Raw genomic sequence first — 13,843 nt, 5'->3', positions numbered from 1 at the left:
CGACGAGTGCAGGAGGACAGCATCGATGACGGCCACTGAGCCCAGGAGCAGCGCCCGGCAGGAGGAGAGCGAACTCGTCGAGATGGCGTGGGATCCGATCACCCGGATCATCGGCAACCTCGGCATCTACACCAAGATCGACTTCAAGAACCGCCAGGTGGCCGAGTGCCACAGCACCTCGTCCCTGTTCCGTGGCTACTCGGTGTTCATGAAGGGCAAGGACCCGCGGGACGCGGGCTTCATCACCACCCGGATCTGCGGGATCTGCGGCGACAACCACACCACCTGCTCGCACTACGCCCAGCAGATGGCGTACGGGATCAAGCCACCGCCGCTGGCGGAGGCGATAGTGAACCTCGGCGAGGCCGCCGAGTACATGTTCGACCACACGATCTTCCAGGACAACATGGTCTTCGTCGACTTCTGCGAGGCCATGGTCAAGGAGACCAATCCCAGCGTGCTGCGGCGGGCGGAGAACGCCGAGGCACCCAACGCCGAGATCCACGGCTTCCGCACCATCGCCGACATCATGCGGGCGTTCAACCCGTTCGAGGGCTCCTTCTACAAGGAGGCGCTGTGGGTCAGCCGGGTGACCCGCGAGATGTTCTGCATCATGGAGGGACGGCACGTCCATCCGTCCACAATGTATCCGGGCGGTGTGGGCACCATGCCGGAGCCCACCACGTTCACGGACTACCAGTCGCGGCTGATCGGCATCCTGGACTTCGTCAAGAAGTCCGTCGCCGTGAACGACGACGTCTTCGACTTCTTCTACGAGGCGCTGCCCGGCTACGAGGAGGTCGGCAGGCGCCGGGTGCTGCTCGGCTGCTGGGGCGCGTGGAACAACTCCGACGTCTGCGACTACCGCTACGAGACGATGAACGACTGGGGCAAGTCGATGTTCGTCACCCCGGGCATCATCGTCGACGGCCGGCTGGTCACCAACAACCTGGTCGACATCAACCTCGGCATGCGGATCCTGCTCGGCAGCTCGTTCTACGAGGACTGGGTCAACGAGGAGCCCTTCGTCACCCACGACCCGCTCGGCAACCCCGTCGACATGCGGCACCCGTGGAACCAGACCACCGTCCCGGTGCCGCAGAAGCGCGACTTCGACAGCAATTACAGCTGGGTGATGAGCCCGCGCTGGTTCGACGGCCAGGACCACCTCGCACTGGACACCGGTGGCGGCCCGATCGCGCGGCTGTGGTCCACGGCGCTGTCCGGACGGGTGGACACCCCCTACGTCAAGGGCACCGGCTCCGGCGTGCGCATCGCGCTGCCGAAGAGCGACCAGCTGCCGGAGATGACACTGGAGTGGAAGATCCCGCACGACAAGGAGGGCAGGCCGCTGTCGAACGCGCTCGAGCGGGATCGCGCCCGCGCGTACTTCGTCGCGTACAGCGCCGCGATCGCGTTCTACTTCCTCGAGCACGGCCTGGAGCGGGTCCGGGCCGGCGACACCAAGGTCTTCACCGACTTCGAGGTGCCGGACGAGGCGGTCGGCTGCGGTTTCCACGAGGCGGTCCGCGGTTTGCTGTCACACCACATGGTCATCAAGGACAAGAAGATCGCCAACTACCACCCGTACCCACCGACACCGTGGAACGCCAGCCCGCGGGACAGCTACGGCACGCCGGGCCCGTACGAGGACGCGGTACAGAACACGCCGATCTTCGAGGAGAACGGGCCGAAGAACTTCAAGGGTGTCGACATCATGCGCACCGTCCGCAGCTTCGACCCGTGCCTGCCCTGCGGGGTGCACATGTACCTCGGCGGGGGACAGGAGCTGAAGAAGCTGCACTCGCCGACGTTCGGAGGCATCAATGGCTGATGCGACGCGGCTCGACGACGCGGAGGTCCGGCAGCGGCTGGCCCGGATCGACGAGCTGCTGGAACGGGTCGAGCAGGTGCCGGGGCCGACGGCGGAGGCGGCGATCGAGGCGGTGCAGACGCTGACCGAGGTCTACGGCGAGGCACTGGCCAGGGTGCTGGGCGCCGCCTCCCCGCCGCTGGTCGAGCGGATGGTCGGCGACGAGCTGCTCGGCCACCTGCTGGTGCTGCACGACGTCCATCCCGATCCGCTGGCGGACAGGGTGGAGCGGGCACTCGACGGGATTCGGCCGTACATCGAGTCGAACGGCGGCCGGGTCGAGCTCGCGGGAATCGAGGACGGCGTCGCCAGGGTGCGGCTGTCCGGTTCGGGCAAGGGCTGCTCGTCGTCTTCCACCACGGTGGAGGAGGCGGTGACCGAGTCGGTGCTCGCGCTCGCGCCGGAGCTGACCCGGGTCGAGCCGGTGCCGGATCCCGCCGGCGAGGAGGCGCCGTCGCTGATCCCCGTCGAGGCACTGCTGAGCCGGACCGCGGGTGCCGGGAGGAACGCGTGACCGGAGCGCTGGAACGCGTCATCCGCCGGGCCGGTGCCCGCCGCGCGGAGGCTGCCGAGCACTGCGACCTGTGCAGTGTCCCCGTCTCGCCTGCGCACCGCCACATCCTCGACACGGAGAACGGGGAGCTGATGTGTGCCTGCCCGGCCTGCTGGCTGCTGTTCGACCGGGACGCGGCCAGCAACGGGCACTACCGGCAGGTGCCGCAGCGGCGGCTGCGCATCGAGCCGGTGCCGACGGAGGCGCTCGGCGTTCCGGTCGGCCTTGCGTTCTTCGTGGTACGCGACGACGGCACGGCGCTGGCGCACTACCCGAGCCCGATGGGGCCGACCCGGTGGGAGGTCGACCAGGAGGTGTGGCGGGAGCTGGCCGAGCGCCGTGCCGAGCTGCGCGGCCTTGAGGCGAACGTCGAGGCGCTGCTGGTCAACACGGCGCGCGGCAGGCAGCAGCACTGGCTCGTGCCGATCGACGACTGCTTCCGGCTGGTCGCCGTGGTGCGCCGGGAATGGAAGGGCCTCTCGGGCGGCAGCACCGTCTGGCCGGAGATCGAGCGCTTCTTCAGCGAGCTCACCGAGCGGCGGTAACGGACGACAGGCGGACGACTTGAGGAGGAAGGATGGGCCAGATCCGGGTCGGAAAGCCCGACGTGAAGGTCGACACCTCGACGCACGTACCGGGAATCCACGAGGGGAACAAGGGGCCGTACCACAAGCAGCCCGGGCACAACAAGGACGGCACCGCCGACGCGCGGCGCTCGACCGGCATTTATCCGAAGCGGCACAACCCCATCCTGAAGATCATGCCGAACATCCCCCCGGGCTGACCGGGTGCCCGCCTCGTGAGTGCCCACGCGAGTTCTAACTCGTGCAGGCACTCACGAGCGGTGGACGACTGGAGAGGAGTTGCCGAGTATGGCAAAACGAATACTGATCGCGCAGTGCGCGCTCGTCGGCCTGGGCATACTCGCGCTGTTCGTGCGGGAGTACCCGGGGCTCGTCCGCGAGATCAGGATGTGGCGGATGGCCTCGTTCCGGCGCGGTACGACCCGGCAGTCGGTCTCGGCCACGGTGAGCGACACGTCGAAAGGCCGGGACACCGGATGAACCCGGAAACACGAGATCAGCGATTCTTCGACGAGCGCGTCGACGCCGCGTTCGAGCGGCGGGTGGCACCGCTGGAGGCACTGGTGGCCGAGGCGGACTCGGTGGCGCGCGCCTGTCACGCGATGGCCGAGCGGTTCCACCGTGGCGGCAAGCTGATCGTCTTCGGCAACGGTGGTGGTTCCACCGACGCACAACACGTCTCCGTCGAGTTCGTGCATCCGGTGATCGTCGGCAAGCGCGCGCTGCCCGCGATCTCGCTGACGGCGGACGTCGCCACGATGACCGGGGTGGCACAGCGCGTCGGCTTCGGGCAGATCTTCGCCCACCAGCTCAGCTACCTCGCCACGGCCGACGACATCGCGCTCGGCCTCTCGGGTGATGGGCGGTGCGAGAACGTGCTGCGGGGACTGGAGAAGGCCCGCGAGCTCGGGCTGCTCACGGTCGGCCTGGTCGGCGGCGACGGCGGCGCGATCGCCCGGAGCCAGGCCGTGGACCACGTCCTCAACGCGGCCTCCGGCGACCCGCGGGTCGTCAAGGAGGTGCATGTCACGACCTACCACATCCTGTGGGAACTGGTGCACGTGTTCTTCGAGCATCCAGGGGTGCTCACGCCCGAGGTGGTGTCCTGATGTCCGTTCCCGAGTGCCATGACGACGTCTGCGTGACGTGTTCGGACGAGGCGGTGCCGGTCCACGTGGTGCGGCTGCTGCCCGGCGGCCTGGCGATCGTGGACACCGGCCGGGGACACGAGGAGGTGAGCGTGGCGCTGGTCGAAGCCGGCCCGGGCGACGACGTACTCGTGCACGCGAAAGAGGCGATCGCGGTGCTGCCCCGCGGCGGCACCGGTGAGGAGGCGCCGGTATGACCTCGCACGCGGAGCATCCCGACCTGGCGTCGCTCTACCCGTTCCTGTACTCCGGCGAGGACGACGTGGACGGGGTTCTCGCCGAAGCGCGACAGTCCACTATAGACAAGACCAGGGAGATCATCGACCTGCGCAGGCAGGTGCGGCGGCAGGACGGGGCGCGGCTCGCCGCGTGCGGCGCCGCGATGGCCGAGCGGTTCGCCAGCGGCGGCAGGCTGTTCGCCTTCGGCAACGGCGGCAGCTCCACCGACGCCCAGGACCTCGCGACGACGTTCATGGATCCCCCGCAGGGCACCGCGCCGATGCCCGCGTTCGCGCTCACGGCCGACATAGCGGTGATCACGGCGCTGAGCAACGACGTCGGGTTCGACGTCGTGTTCTCCCGCCAGCTCGCGGCGTTCGCCCGCCCGCACGACATCGCCGTGGGGCTGTCGACGAGCGGGAACTCCGCCAACCTGCTTTCGGCATTCGACGAGGCGAGCAGGCGCGGGATGCTGACGGTCGGCATCTCCGGCCACACCGGCGGCAAGATGGCCGAGCTCGACTCGATCGACTACCTGTTCGTCGTGCCCTCGCCTTCGGTGCACCGCATCCAGGAGGCGCAGACGACCGTCTACCACGTGCTCGCCGAGCTGGCGGCCGACGGCCTGCCCGGTGGCCACCCGTTCGACGCGGGCGGAGCCGCCACACCGGAGGCGCGCACATGAACGGGCCCGAAGCAGCGAGGGCGTTCACCGGCGCGTCGTGGTGGGAGCAGGAAGCCGCCGCGTCGCCGGAGCCGGACGTCGGCAGTGTCGTGGTCGACGGCAGCGAGGTCGGTCGTGGCAGCCGGGTCCTGCTGCGGCCAACCGGCCGGACCGACGCACAGGACATGTTCGTGGCGGGCAAGGTCGCGACGGTGCGGGCGATCCGGCAGGACGTCGACGGCACCTGGTTTCTCGCCGTGACGGTGGAAGGGGACCCGGCCGCGGACCTGATGCTGGAACAGGAGCGCTACCGGTACTTCACCACCGCCGAGGTGACTCCGCTCCCGGAAGGAGACCCGGCATGACCGCGCGGGTGCTCGTCGCCGGGATCGGCAACATCTTCCTCGGCGACGACGGGTTCGGCGCGGAGGTCGCCCGGCGGGTATCCACAATGGATCCACCGCCGGGGGTGGTCGCCGCGGACTACGGCATTCGCGGCATGCACCTGGCCTACGAGATGCTCGACAGCCGGTACGACACCACGATCATGGTCGACACCGTCTCCCGTGGCGGTGCGCCGGGCACGCTGTACGTCATCGAGGCGGATCCGGACAGCTGCGCCGGGGCCGAGGTCGACGCGCACGGCATGACCCCGGCGGCGGTGCTCGCTCTCCTGCGGCAGCTGGGCGGCGATCCCGGAAGGGTGCTGGTGCTCGGTTGCGAGGCGGAGTGTCTCGACGAGGGTATCGGCCTGAGCCCGCCCGTCGCCGCCGCCGTGGACGAGGCCGCGGCTCGGGTGCTGGAGATCGCCGGTGCCGAGGCCCGCCGCGGCCCGGCGGTCGCCACGAGAGAGGAGTGAGAGCCATGTGTCTCGGCATCCCCGGTGAGGTCGTCGAGATTGTGCCGGAACAACCGGATCTGGCGCGGGTGAAGGTCAGCGGCGTCCGGCGGGCGATCAACGTGGGCCTGCTCGAGGAGCGCCCGGCCCCCGGGGACTGGGTGCTGATCCACGTCGGGTTCGCCCTGTCGAAGATCGACGAGGAGGAGGCGAGAGCCGCACTCGAGTTCCTGGAGGGGATCGGGCAGTCCTACGTCGACGAGGTCGACGCGCTCAGGCAATCGATGATCGAGTAGTTGGGTGGTAGTTCGTGAAGTTCGTCGACGAGTACCGCGACGCGGACAAGGCCAGGGCACTGGCGGCCAAGATCGCGGGGTTGTGCGAGCCGGGCAGGCAGTACAAGTTCATGGAGGTGTGCGGTGGTCACACGCACACGATCTACAAGCACGGGCTCGAGGACTACCTGCCCGAGCAGGTGAGCCTGGTGCACGGGCCCGGCTGCCCGGTGTGCGTGATCCCGATGGGCCGGGTCGACGACGCGATCCACATCGCGAGCCAGCCGGACGTCATCATGACCTCGTTCGGGGACATGATGCGCGTGCCGGGCAGCGGCGGCACGTTCTTCGACTCCAACGCCGAGGGCACCAACATCCGCATGGTGTACTCGCCGCTGGACTCACTGAAGATCGCGAGGCAGAACCCGGACAAGCACGTGGTCTTCATGGCGATCGGGTTCGAGACCACGGCACCTTCGACAGCGATGACCCTCCTGCGCGCCAGGGAGGAGGGCATCGAGAACTTCTCCGTCTTCTGCAACCACGTGACGATCATCCCGGCGATCAAGGCCATCCTCGACTCGCCCGACCTGCGGCTCGACGGTTTCCTCGGTCCGGGCCACGTCTCGACGGTGATCGGCTGCCGGCCGTACGAGTTCATCGCGGCCGACTACGGCAAGCCGCTGGTGGTGGCCGGTTTCGAACCGCTCGACATCCTCCAGTCGATCTACCAGCTTCTCCTGCAGCTGCGCGACGGCCGCTGTGAGGTGGAGAACCAGTACTCGCGGGTGGTGCCGTGGCAGGGCAACGTCGTGGCACTCAAGGCGATGGCCGAGACGATGGAGCTGCGCCCGTACTTCGAGTGGCGGGGGCTCGGCTTCATCTCGCACTCCGCCATGCGCCTGCGGGACGGCTTCGCGGAGTTCGACGCCGAGAGGGTCTTCTCGATGCCCGGCGTGCGGGTGGCCGATCCGAAGGCCTGCCAGTGCGGCGAGGTGCTCAAGGGCGTGCTCAAGCCCTGGGAGTGCAAGGTGTTCGGCACCGCGTGCACACCGGAGACGCCGATCGGCACCTGCATGGTCTCCCCGGAGGGCGCGTGCGCCGCCTACTACAACTTCGGCCGATTCTCCCGGCAGCGCGTCAAGGAGGCGACCGGCGCATGAGTACCGAGCGACTCGCTCCCTGGGCGGAGCAGGCCATGACTGAGCACCACGCGGCCGAGCACGGGACCCGCGGCGGCCCCGGCGAACGGGAACAGCAAGTCCTCGACCGCATCGACAGGGCACGCCGGCGCAAGCCGAAGGTACGCGAGGAGCGCATCACCTCCGCGCACGGCGCGGGTGGCAAGGCCACGCAGACACTCGTCGAGGCGGTGTTCCTCGACGCCTTCCGCAACTCGATGCTGGAACCGCTCGGCGACGCCGCCGAGTTGCCCGTCGACAGCGCGCGGCTGGCGATGACCACCGACTCGTTCGTGGTGTCACCGCTGTTCTTCCCCGGCGGGAACATCGGGGACCTCGCCGTCAACGGCACGGTGAACGACCTCGCCGTCTCCGGCGCGACGCCGAGGTACCTCTCCTGCGGCTTCATCCTGGAAGAAGGCTTCGAGGTCGCCGACCTGCGGCGGATCGTCTCGTCGATGACGGCCGCGGCGGAGGCGGCAGGCGTCTCGCTCGTCACCGGTGACACCAAGGTCGTCGGCAAGGGCTCCGGCGATGGCTGCTACCTCAACACCACGGGCGTCGGCACGCTCGACCCGGACCGCACGCTCGGCATCCACACCGCGCGCCCGGGGGACGCCGTACTGGTGTCCGGGCCGGTCGGCGACCACGGGGTGACGATCATGCTCGAACGCGGTGAACTGGAGATCGATGCGGATCTCGAGTCGGACACGGCGCCGCTGCACGGCCTGTGCCGCCGGCTGCTCGACGACGTGCCCGGCCTGCGCGCCATGCGCGACGCCACCCGCGGGGGCGTTGCCACGATCCTCAACGAGGTGGCGCGGGCGGCCGACGTGTCGGTCGTGGTCGACGAGGACGCGGTGCCGGTGCGCGCGGAGGTCCGGGGCGCGTGCGAACTGCTCGGGATCGACCCGCTCTACGTCGCCTGCGAGGGCCGGTTCGTGGCCATCGTGGACGGTGCGGAGGCCGACGCCGCGCTGGCGGCGCTGCGGTCCGAGCCGCTCGGCCGCGAAGCCGCCGTGATCGGGCACATCGGCGACGATCCGCCCGGCCTGGTGCTGCTCAAGACGGCGTTCGGCGGCACGCGCATCGTCGATCTGCTCGTCGGTGACCCGCTGCCCCGCATCTGCTGAGGCCCGGTCATGCACGAGCTGTCGATCACGCAGAGCATGGTGGAGGCCATCGCGGAGCAGACGGGCGGCCGCCGGGTTCTGCGGGTGGTGCTCGAGATCGGCCGGCTCTCCGGGGTGGAGGTCGACGCGGTCCGGTTCTGCTTCGACGTGGTGGCGGCCGGTACCGCCGTGGAGGGCGCCGAGCTGGAGATCGACGAGCCGCAGGGACAGGCGCGCTGCCGGCAGTGCGGCACAACGTTCGAACCGTCCGATCCGCTCGCCGGCTGCGCGTGCGGCAGCCTCGACCTCGAGGTGACCTCAGGAGAACAGCTGCGGATCCGGGAAGTGAGGGTGAAAAGGGATGTGCGCGACGTGCGGGTGTGACGACGCGGGCGCGGTGACGATCACCGGGCCCGGCCAGGACCACCACGAGCATGACCACCACGACCACCACGACCACGACCACCACGCGCACGCGCACGCGCACGCGCACGAGACTGTCGTGCTGGAGCAGGACGTGCTCGCCAAGAACGGCCTGCTCGCCGAGCGCAACCGCGGCTGGCTCGAAGCGCGCGGAGTGTGCGCGGTGAACCTGATGAGCTCGCCCGGCTCCGGCAAGACCACCCTGCTCGAACGCACGGTCCGGGAACTGGCCGCCGACCTCGCGCTCGCGGTCATCGAGGGCGACCAGGAGACACCGATGGACGCCGAGCGGCTGCGTGCGACCGGCTGCCGCACGTTGCAGATCAACACGGGATCGGGCTGTCACCTCGACGCGGACATGCTGGCACGCGCACTGCGCACCCTCGACCCGGCGGACCGGACGCTCGTCTTCATCGAGAACGTGGGCAACCTGGTGTGCCCGGCGCTGTTCGACCTCGGTGAACAGCACCGCATCGTGCTCGCGTCCACCACGGAGGGCGAGGACAAGCCGCTGAAGTACCCGCACATGTTCCGGGGCGCGGATCTGGTGCTGCTGACCAAGGTCGACCTGTTGCCACACCTGCGGTTCGACACCGAGCGCTTCGCCGAGCACCTGAGCCGCGTCAACCCGCGGGCGGGCGTACTGCCGGTTTCCGCCGTCACCGGGGAAGGTCTCGACCGTTGGCACGGCTGGCTGCGCGCCGCCCTGCCACCACGGGTTCCTGGCGTGCCGGCGGGGCACTGAGCGGGGAGCCAGCTCAGCGGCGGGGCCTTGTCCGTAGTTCGGAGAGCACAGCGCCGTACAGCAGATGGTCGGCGACCAGCACGACGCGGTCGCGCCACGAGCGGCGCTCCCGCATCCGCAGTCCGAGAGTGGGCACGAGCACCAGCTCGAAACCCAGCCACAGAGCCGACCCGAAGAGCGGCCCGGCCGACGGCTTCAGCCGCAGCCGCGCGGGCAGCGCCCCGAACACGGCGCCACCGCCCGCGCCGTAACCCCAGTGCAGCACGATGACGAGCGCCTCCCGCTGCCGCTCGGAGAGCCGCCGCACGAACCGCGGCCCGTGTTCCTCGGTGATCATCTGCGGAGGAGTCGCCGCCAGGAGCCCGAGGCGGGTCGTCAGCGCCCGCATCCCGCTCATGCTCATCGCGGCCACCGCACCCCGCAGCGCCGTGCGGCCGACTTCCCTGTGCTCGTGCGTGCCGTGCCCGCTTTCCTGCTGCCGCTGCTGCTCCATCAAGAGGCCCTACCCACGAGGTGCCGGCGCGAAACAGTCCCGCCCCGGGCATGTTTGGCCGTCGCCCGGACGGGGCATCCTCGGGGCCCGAGCCCGGGACGGCCACGACGCGTCCCTGAGTGGCCGCTCCCCGCAGGGTGGCTCGCCGGCGCCGGACGGGCCGACCGCCCCCACCCCGACCGGTCCACCGCGCCGGCGGGCCACCCCTTCGTCCGGACAGCCGAGACGTCATCCGAGGTGGCCGATGAGCCGGAACGACCAGCGAACGGACATCCGCCCGGACCCGCCGGGCCCGCGACCGGAGGACTGGCGCCACGGCGACGAGGCCGGGTCGCCTGCGGCCGGAGAGGGTTTCCCGGAACGGATGGCAGGGGCCGCGCGGCGGGTCGAGGAGCGGCTCAACGCCGGCCGCCCTTCGGACGCGGTGGACCTGCTCGACGCCATGCGCGCCGAGATCGAGTCGTGGCGCCGCGCGGCCGCCGAGAGCGCCAACCTGAGCGACTGAACTTCCCGCGCGGCGGTGCGGCCTGGCCAGGGCAGCGTTTGGACTGCGAGGACAGCGGTAAACCACGGTGTGCGTTGATCGGAATCGAGAAGGATCGAAGGTGAGTTTCCGATGCCCGCACGTGACGAACTACCGAGCACCATCCAGCGCTCGCCCCGGAAGGCGCAGCGGACCTGGATGAAGGCACACGACTCGGCCGTGGAGACCTACGGCGAGGGCAGGCGCGCACATCAGACCGCCTTCGCGGCGCTCAAGCACTCGTTCGAGAAGGTGGGCGACCACTGGGAGCCGAAGGAGCAGCGCGGCCCGTCCGACGAGCAGGCCAGGCGCGGTGCGGGGCAGCGGACCGCCGACACCGCAGGTGGCGTGGACGCCTCCGCCAGCAAGCAGCACCTCTACGAGAAGGCGCGCAAGCTGGGCATCAGCGGGCGCTCGTCGATGAGCAAGCAGGAGCTGGTCGACGCACTGCAGAAGGCGAGCCGCCGCAAGACGGCGAAGGCCCGTCAGCGCTAGGGAACCCGCGACCAGCAGGGAGAGGAGCAGCGCGGTGCCGGACGAGGAATACCCCGGGCAGACGCTGGTCACCACCGACCACGACGTGATCAGACAATGGGCGGACGAACGGGGTGCGACGCCGGCCACGGTGCCGGGCAGTGAGTACGACGACCATCTCGGGCGGCTGCGGCTCGACTTCCCGGGCTACGGCGGCGAGAATCTCGAACCCGTCTCGTGGGAGGAATGGCTGTCCACCTTCGACAAGCGCGACCTGGAGTTCGTCTACCAGGAGCACCGCAAGCAGGGCAGTGACAGCAACTTCTTCCGCCTGCGGCAGCGCGAGAAGTAACCCCGCCCCCGGAAAGGGCGGGGTTCCCGGCGGCGTCTACCGCCGGGACACGCCGCGGTCCACCTCCGAACGCTGCTTGCCGCGTTCGGCCGAGCGCTGCCGCTCGTCGCTGTCCGCCTTGCGCGGGAGGTGCTCACGGCCCTTCGAGGCGCCGAGCGTCACCTGCGACCGGCTGGGCGCCACTCCTTCCCGGTTGCGTGCATGGCCTGCCTTCTTGCGACGCTGGGTGTTGTCGCCTTCCATCTGTTTGCTCATATCCGGAGATTTCCCGGTGCTCCGGACCGGCAATCTTCCTCGCTCAGGAACGCCGGGCGCGGCTCGGCGCCACCCGCGGCGGCTCGTTGGGCTGCTTGGGATAGACGGGCGGCCACGGGGCGTCCAGCAGCCCGCTCGCGAGGTCGCGGCGCGACATGTCGAGCAGCGGTTCGAGCGACTGGGGGCGCTCACCCATCCCGGCCCACGGATCGCCCCGCCGCGCCAGCCTGCCGGGCACGGTGGCGATCGTGAGCTCGTCCGGCTCGACGGTGGCGACTTCGTCCCACCCGATGGGCGCCGACACCTGCGCACCCGCCCGCGGGCGCACGCACCAGGCACCGAACACGGTCTTGTGCGGTGCGTTCTGGTTGAAGTCCACGAACACGCGCGAGCCGCGTTCCTCCTTCCACCACCGGGCGGTGATCAGGTCGGGATGGCGGCGTTCCAGCTCGCGGGCCAGCGCGACCGCCGCCGCGCGGACCTGGTAGGCGTCCCACTGCGGCCGCAGGCGCACGTAGACGTGCAGGCCGCGGGATCCGGTCGTCTTGACGTGCGCCTCGATGCCCAGCTCGTCGAGCAGTTCCCTGGCGTGCCCCGCCGCCTCGCGCAGCTGCGGGAACGTGACACCGGGGGAGGGGTCGAGGTCCACCCGTAGCTCGTCGGTGATATCCGGGGTGGCCGCGTGCACCGGCCAGACGTGGAAACCCAGGCAGCCCAGGTTGACCGCCCAGACGATGTGGGCCAGATCCGCCGCGACGAGCGCGTCGCTGGTGGTGCCGTTGGGCGTGGCCACCACGGTGGTGGTGAGCCACCCGGGCACCGACTTCGGCACGCGCTTCTGGAACCACGACTTGCCGCCCGCCCCGGCCGGAAAGCGTTCCAGCAGCAGCGGCCGGTCCTTGATCGTGGCGAGCAGGGGCCCGGCGACGGCCTGGTAGTAGCGCACGAGATCCAGCTTGGTCTCACCGCGCTCCGGGAAGTACACCCGGCCGGGATGCGAGACGGTCACCTCGGTGCCGTCGATGTCGAGCGTGGTCTCGTCGCTCATGGTGACGTCTCCTCGGCGAACAGTGTCCTCAGCTCCGCGGGCGGCACCTCGTCGAGCTGCGCGTAGGTGCACGAGCGTGGTTGCCGGTCCGGCCGGAAGCGCACGAGCCTGGCGCCGTGCCGGAAGCGACCCGCCTGGACATGCTCGTAGCGGACCTCCGCGACCAGCTCGGGCCGCAGCGGCTCCCAGGACAGGTCCTTGCCCCCGGTCCAGCGGCTCTGCGCGCCGGGCATGCGGCCGCCTGCCGCGCGCTCGGCCCAGCCGCGCCACGGGTGGCCTTCCAGCGCGTTCTCCCGCAGCGGTGCGAGCTCGTCGAGCAGCTCCCTGCGGCGGGCGGCGGTGAGGCTGCTGGCCACGCCGACGTGGTGCAGCTCGCCCGCGTCGTCGAACAGGCCGAGCAGCAGGGAGCCGACCCCCTTGCCGTCCTTGTGCATGCGGTATCCGGCGACGACGCAGTCGGCGGTGCGCTCGTGCTTGACCTTCCACATCGTGCGCCGGTCCTGCTCGTAGGGCAGGTCGGCGGCCTTGACCATCACGCCGTCGAACCCGGCGCCCTCGAACCGGGTGAACCAGTCCTGCGCGAGGTCCGGGTCCGTGGTGAGCGGTGTGAGGTGCACGCGACCGAGGTCGGTGCGAAGAATCCCCTCGAGCAGGCGGCGCCGCTCGCGGAACGGCTCGGTGGTGAGGTCCCGGTCGCCGAGCGCGAGCAGGTCGAACGCGACGAAGCTCGCCGGGGTCTGCTCGGCCAGTGTCCGCACGCGCGACTCGGCGGGGTGCAACCGCAGTTGCAGGGCGTCGAAGTCGAGGCCGTGGCCGGTGACGACGACGATCTCCCCGTCGACGACGCACCGTTGCGGCAGCGCCTCCAGCAGCAGCTCGGCGAGCTCGGGGAAGTATCGCGTGAGCGGGCGGTCGTTCCGGGAGCCGAGCACGATCTCCGCGCCGTCGCGGAACACGATGCAGCGGAAGCCGTCCCATTTGGGCTCGTAGGTGAGCCCGGCGGCCCGCGGGACCTCGCGCACGGAGACGGCGAGCATCGGCTTCACCGGCGGCATGACGGGCAGTTCCACGACTGGATCGTAG

Annotated in this window: 22 protein-coding genes; 18 read left to right on the top strand and 4 right to left on the bottom strand. The window is 70.2% G+C overall.

Annotated features, from left to right (window positions below; all coding sequences use genetic code 11):
* Positions 1–25 precede the first annotated feature (25 nt).
* The 15 genes from JAP66_RS13165 to hypB all read left to right on the top strand — a co-directional run bounded on the left by JAP66_RS13165 (position 26) and on the right by hypB (position 9,615).
* On the top strand, positions 26–1,834 hold the full coding sequence (locus tag JAP66_RS13165; RefSeq protein ID WP_199431958.1) for a nickel-dependent hydrogenase large subunit: 1,809 nt from the start codon (positions 26–28) through the stop codon (positions 1,832–1,834).
* Positions 1,827–2,387: a NifU family protein gene (locus JAP66_RS13160; protein ID WP_199431957.1), complete on the top strand. Its 561-nt coding sequence runs from the start codon at positions 1,827–1,829 to the stop codon at positions 2,385–2,387. Before JAP66_RS13165 ends, JAP66_RS13160 begins: the two co-directional genes overlap by 8 nt.
* On the top strand, positions 2,384–2,971 hold the full coding sequence (locus JAP66_RS13155; protein WP_199431956.1) for a DUF5947 family protein: 588 nt from the start codon (positions 2,384–2,386) through the stop codon (positions 2,969–2,971). The genes JAP66_RS13160 and JAP66_RS13155 overlap by 4 nt, the downstream gene beginning before the upstream one ends.
* Positions 2,972–3,003: 32 nt before the next feature.
* Complete coding sequence (locus JAP66_RS13150) at positions 3,004–3,210, top strand: hypothetical protein (RefSeq protein WP_199431955.1); 207 nt, start codon at positions 3,004–3,006, stop codon at positions 3,208–3,210.
* An 88-nt stretch (positions 3,211–3,298) separates the two neighbouring features.
* A complete protein-coding gene (locus tag JAP66_RS13145) occupies positions 3,299–3,490 on the top strand; it encodes a hypothetical protein (protein ID WP_199431954.1) in 192 nt (63 codons plus the stop codon).
* Positions 3,487–4,119 (top strand): D-sedoheptulose-7-phosphate isomerase, encoded by a 633-nt coding sequence (locus JAP66_RS13140; protein WP_199431953.1) that lies wholly within the window; start codon positions 3,487–3,489, stop codon positions 4,117–4,119. Before JAP66_RS13145 ends, JAP66_RS13140 begins: the two co-directional genes overlap by 4 nt.
* On the top strand, positions 4,119–4,355 hold the full coding sequence (locus tag JAP66_RS13135) for a HypC/HybG/HupF family hydrogenase formation chaperone (protein ID WP_199431952.1): 237 nt from the start codon (positions 4,119–4,121) through the stop codon (positions 4,353–4,355). The genes JAP66_RS13140 and JAP66_RS13135 overlap by 1 nt, the downstream gene beginning before the upstream one ends.
* Positions 4,352–5,062: a D-sedoheptulose-7-phosphate isomerase gene (locus JAP66_RS13130; RefSeq protein ID WP_199431951.1), complete on the top strand. Its 711-nt coding sequence runs from the start codon at positions 4,352–4,354 to the stop codon at positions 5,060–5,062. Before JAP66_RS13135 ends, JAP66_RS13130 begins: the two co-directional genes overlap by 4 nt.
* Complete coding sequence (locus tag JAP66_RS13125) at positions 5,059–5,406, top strand: hypothetical protein (RefSeq protein WP_199431950.1); 348 nt, start codon at positions 5,059–5,061, stop codon at positions 5,404–5,406. The genes JAP66_RS13130 and JAP66_RS13125 overlap by 4 nt, the downstream gene beginning before the upstream one ends.
* Positions 5,403–5,900 (top strand): hydrogenase maturation protease, encoded by a 498-nt coding sequence (locus JAP66_RS13120; protein ID WP_199431949.1) that lies wholly within the window; start codon positions 5,403–5,405, stop codon positions 5,898–5,900. The genes JAP66_RS13125 and JAP66_RS13120 overlap by 4 nt, the downstream gene beginning before the upstream one ends.
* Before the next feature lie 5 nt (positions 5,901–5,905).
* Positions 5,906–6,175, top strand: a complete 270-nt coding sequence (locus JAP66_RS13115) for a HypC/HybG/HupF family hydrogenase formation chaperone (protein ID WP_199431948.1) — start codon at positions 5,906–5,908, stop codon at positions 6,173–6,175.
* Between the two features lie 14 nt (positions 6,176–6,189).
* A complete protein-coding gene (hypD, locus tag JAP66_RS13110; protein WP_199431947.1) occupies positions 6,190–7,317 on the top strand; it encodes a hydrogenase formation protein HypD in 1,128 nt (375 codons plus the stop codon).
* Positions 7,318–7,352: 35 nt separating this feature from the next.
* Positions 7,353–8,468, top strand: a complete 1,116-nt coding sequence (gene hypE, locus JAP66_RS13105; RefSeq protein WP_199432047.1) for a hydrogenase expression/formation protein HypE — start codon at positions 7,353–7,355, stop codon at positions 8,466–8,468.
* A 9-nt stretch (positions 8,469–8,477) separates the two neighbouring features.
* Positions 8,478–8,831, top strand: a complete 354-nt coding sequence (gene hypA / locus JAP66_RS13100) for a hydrogenase maturation nickel metallochaperone HypA (RefSeq protein WP_199431946.1) — start codon at positions 8,478–8,480, stop codon at positions 8,829–8,831.
* A complete protein-coding gene (hypB, locus tag JAP66_RS13095) occupies positions 8,809–9,615 on the top strand; it encodes a hydrogenase nickel incorporation protein HypB (protein ID WP_199431945.1) in 807 nt (268 codons plus the stop codon). Before hypA ends, hypB begins: the two co-directional genes overlap by 23 nt.
* A 13-nt stretch (positions 9,616–9,628) precedes the next feature.
* On the opposite strand, the gene JAP66_RS13090 is transcribed toward hypB, so the two are convergent.
* Entirely contained in the window at positions 9,629–10,108 is a 480-nt protein-coding gene (locus tag JAP66_RS13090) for a hypothetical protein (RefSeq protein WP_199431944.1), read from the bottom strand.
* A 244-nt stretch (positions 10,109–10,352) separates the two neighbouring features.
* Between JAP66_RS13090 and JAP66_RS13085 the strand changes: the two genes are divergently transcribed.
* The 3 genes from JAP66_RS13085 to JAP66_RS13075 all read left to right on the top strand — a co-directional run bounded on the left by JAP66_RS13085 (position 10,353) and on the right by JAP66_RS13075 (position 11,457).
* Positions 10,353–10,613, top strand: a complete 261-nt coding sequence (locus tag JAP66_RS13085) for a hypothetical protein (RefSeq protein WP_199431943.1) — start codon at positions 10,353–10,355, stop codon at positions 10,611–10,613.
* Between the two features lie 111 nt (positions 10,614–10,724).
* Positions 10,725–11,126: a ChaB family protein gene (locus JAP66_RS13080; protein ID WP_199431942.1), complete on the top strand. Its 402-nt coding sequence runs from the start codon at positions 10,725–10,727 to the stop codon at positions 11,124–11,126.
* 34 nt (positions 11,127–11,160) lie between these two features.
* Positions 11,161–11,457, top strand: coding sequence for a hypothetical protein (locus JAP66_RS13075; RefSeq protein ID WP_199431941.1), 297 nt, complete (start codon positions 11,161–11,163; stop codon positions 11,455–11,457).
* A gap of 36 nt (positions 11,458–11,493) precedes the next feature.
* On the opposite strand, the gene JAP66_RS13070 is transcribed toward JAP66_RS13075, so the two are convergent.
* Genes JAP66_RS13070 through JAP66_RS13060 form a run of 3 tightly spaced genes read right to left on the bottom strand, consistent with a single transcriptional unit; the run spans position 11,494 to position 13,830 of the window.
* Positions 11,494–11,712, bottom strand: coding sequence for a hypothetical protein (locus JAP66_RS13070; RefSeq protein ID WP_199431940.1), 219 nt, complete (start codon positions 11,710–11,712; stop codon positions 11,494–11,496).
* Positions 11,713–11,755: 43 nt separating this feature from the next.
* Positions 11,756–12,760, bottom strand: coding sequence for a non-homologous end-joining DNA ligase (ligD, locus tag JAP66_RS13065; RefSeq protein WP_199431939.1), 1,005 nt, complete (start codon positions 12,758–12,760; stop codon positions 11,756–11,758).
* The gene (locus JAP66_RS13060; protein WP_199431938.1) at positions 12,757–13,830 is read right to left on the bottom strand and encodes an ATP-dependent DNA ligase; all 1,074 of its coding nucleotides are present in this window, start codon (positions 13,828–13,830) and stop codon (positions 12,757–12,759) included. Before JAP66_RS13060 ends, ligD begins: the two co-directional genes overlap by 4 nt.
* Positions 13,831–13,843 lie beyond the last annotated feature (13 nt).

The sequence above is a fragment of the Qaidamihabitans albus genome, from assembly GCF_016464705.1.
Lineage (GTDB): Bacteria > Actinomycetota > Actinomycetes > Mycobacteriales > Pseudonocardiaceae > Qaidamihabitans > Qaidamihabitans albus.
Note: the sequence above shows the minus strand (reverse complement) of the source record. Positions and strands in the feature narration are given on the sequence as shown.

What these genes read in the sequence shown, in the direction of transcription:
- JAP66_RS13165 (WP_199431958.1), top strand. Translation starts at nt 26, where the DNA reads ATGACGGCCACTGAGCCCAGGAGCAGCGCCCGGCAGGAGGAGAGCGAA.
- JAP66_RS13160 (WP_199431957.1), top strand. Translation starts at nt 1,827, where the DNA reads ATGGCTGATGCGACGCGGCTCGACGACGCGGAGGTCCGGCAGCGGCTG.
- JAP66_RS13150 (WP_199431955.1), top strand. Translation starts at nt 3,004, where the DNA reads ATGGGCCAGATCCGGGTCGGAAAGCCCGACGTGAAGGTCGACACCTCG.
- JAP66_RS13145 (WP_199431954.1), top strand. Translation starts at nt 3,299, where the DNA reads ATGGCAAAACGAATACTGATCGCGCAGTGCGCGCTCGTCGGCCTGGGC.
- JAP66_RS13140 (WP_199431953.1), top strand. Translation starts at nt 3,487, where the DNA reads ATGAACCCGGAAACACGAGATCAGCGATTCTTCGACGAGCGCGTCGAC.
- JAP66_RS13135 (WP_199431952.1), top strand. Translation starts at nt 4,119, where the DNA reads ATGTCCGTTCCCGAGTGCCATGACGACGTCTGCGTGACGTGTTCGGAC.
- JAP66_RS13130 (WP_199431951.1), top strand. Translation starts at nt 4,352, where the DNA reads ATGACCTCGCACGCGGAGCATCCCGACCTGGCGTCGCTCTACCCGTTC.
- JAP66_RS13125 (WP_199431950.1), top strand. Translation starts at nt 5,059, where the DNA reads ATGAACGGGCCCGAAGCAGCGAGGGCGTTCACCGGCGCGTCGTGGTGG.
- JAP66_RS13120 (WP_199431949.1), top strand. Translation starts at nt 5,403, where the DNA reads ATGACCGCGCGGGTGCTCGTCGCCGGGATCGGCAACATCTTCCTCGGC.
- JAP66_RS13115 (WP_199431948.1), top strand. Translation starts at nt 5,906, where the DNA reads ATGTGTCTCGGCATCCCCGGTGAGGTCGTCGAGATTGTGCCGGAACAA.
- hypE (WP_199432047.1), top strand. Translation starts at nt 7,353, where the DNA reads ATGACTGAGCACCACGCGGCCGAGCACGGGACCCGCGGCGGCCCCGGC.
- hypA (WP_199431946.1), top strand. Translation starts at nt 8,478, where the DNA reads ATGCACGAGCTGTCGATCACGCAGAGCATGGTGGAGGCCATCGCGGAG.
- hypB (WP_199431945.1), top strand. Translation starts at nt 8,809, where the DNA reads ATGTGCGCGACGTGCGGGTGTGACGACGCGGGCGCGGTGACGATCACC.
- JAP66_RS13090 (WP_199431944.1), bottom strand. Translation starts at nt 10,108, where the DNA reads ATGGAGCAGCAGCGGCAGCAGGAAAGCGGGCACGGCACGCACGAGCAC.
- JAP66_RS13085 (WP_199431943.1), top strand. Translation starts at nt 10,353, where the DNA reads ATGAGCCGGAACGACCAGCGAACGGACATCCGCCCGGACCCGCCGGGC.
- JAP66_RS13080 (WP_199431942.1), top strand. Translation starts at nt 10,725, where the DNA reads ATGCCCGCACGTGACGAACTACCGAGCACCATCCAGCGCTCGCCCCGG.
- JAP66_RS13070 (WP_199431940.1), bottom strand. Translation starts at nt 11,712, where the DNA reads ATGAGCAAACAGATGGAAGGCGACAACACCCAGCGTCGCAAGAAGGCA.
- ligD (WP_199431939.1), bottom strand. Translation starts at nt 12,760, where the DNA reads ATGAGCGACGAGACCACGCTCGACATCGACGGCACCGAGGTGACCGTC.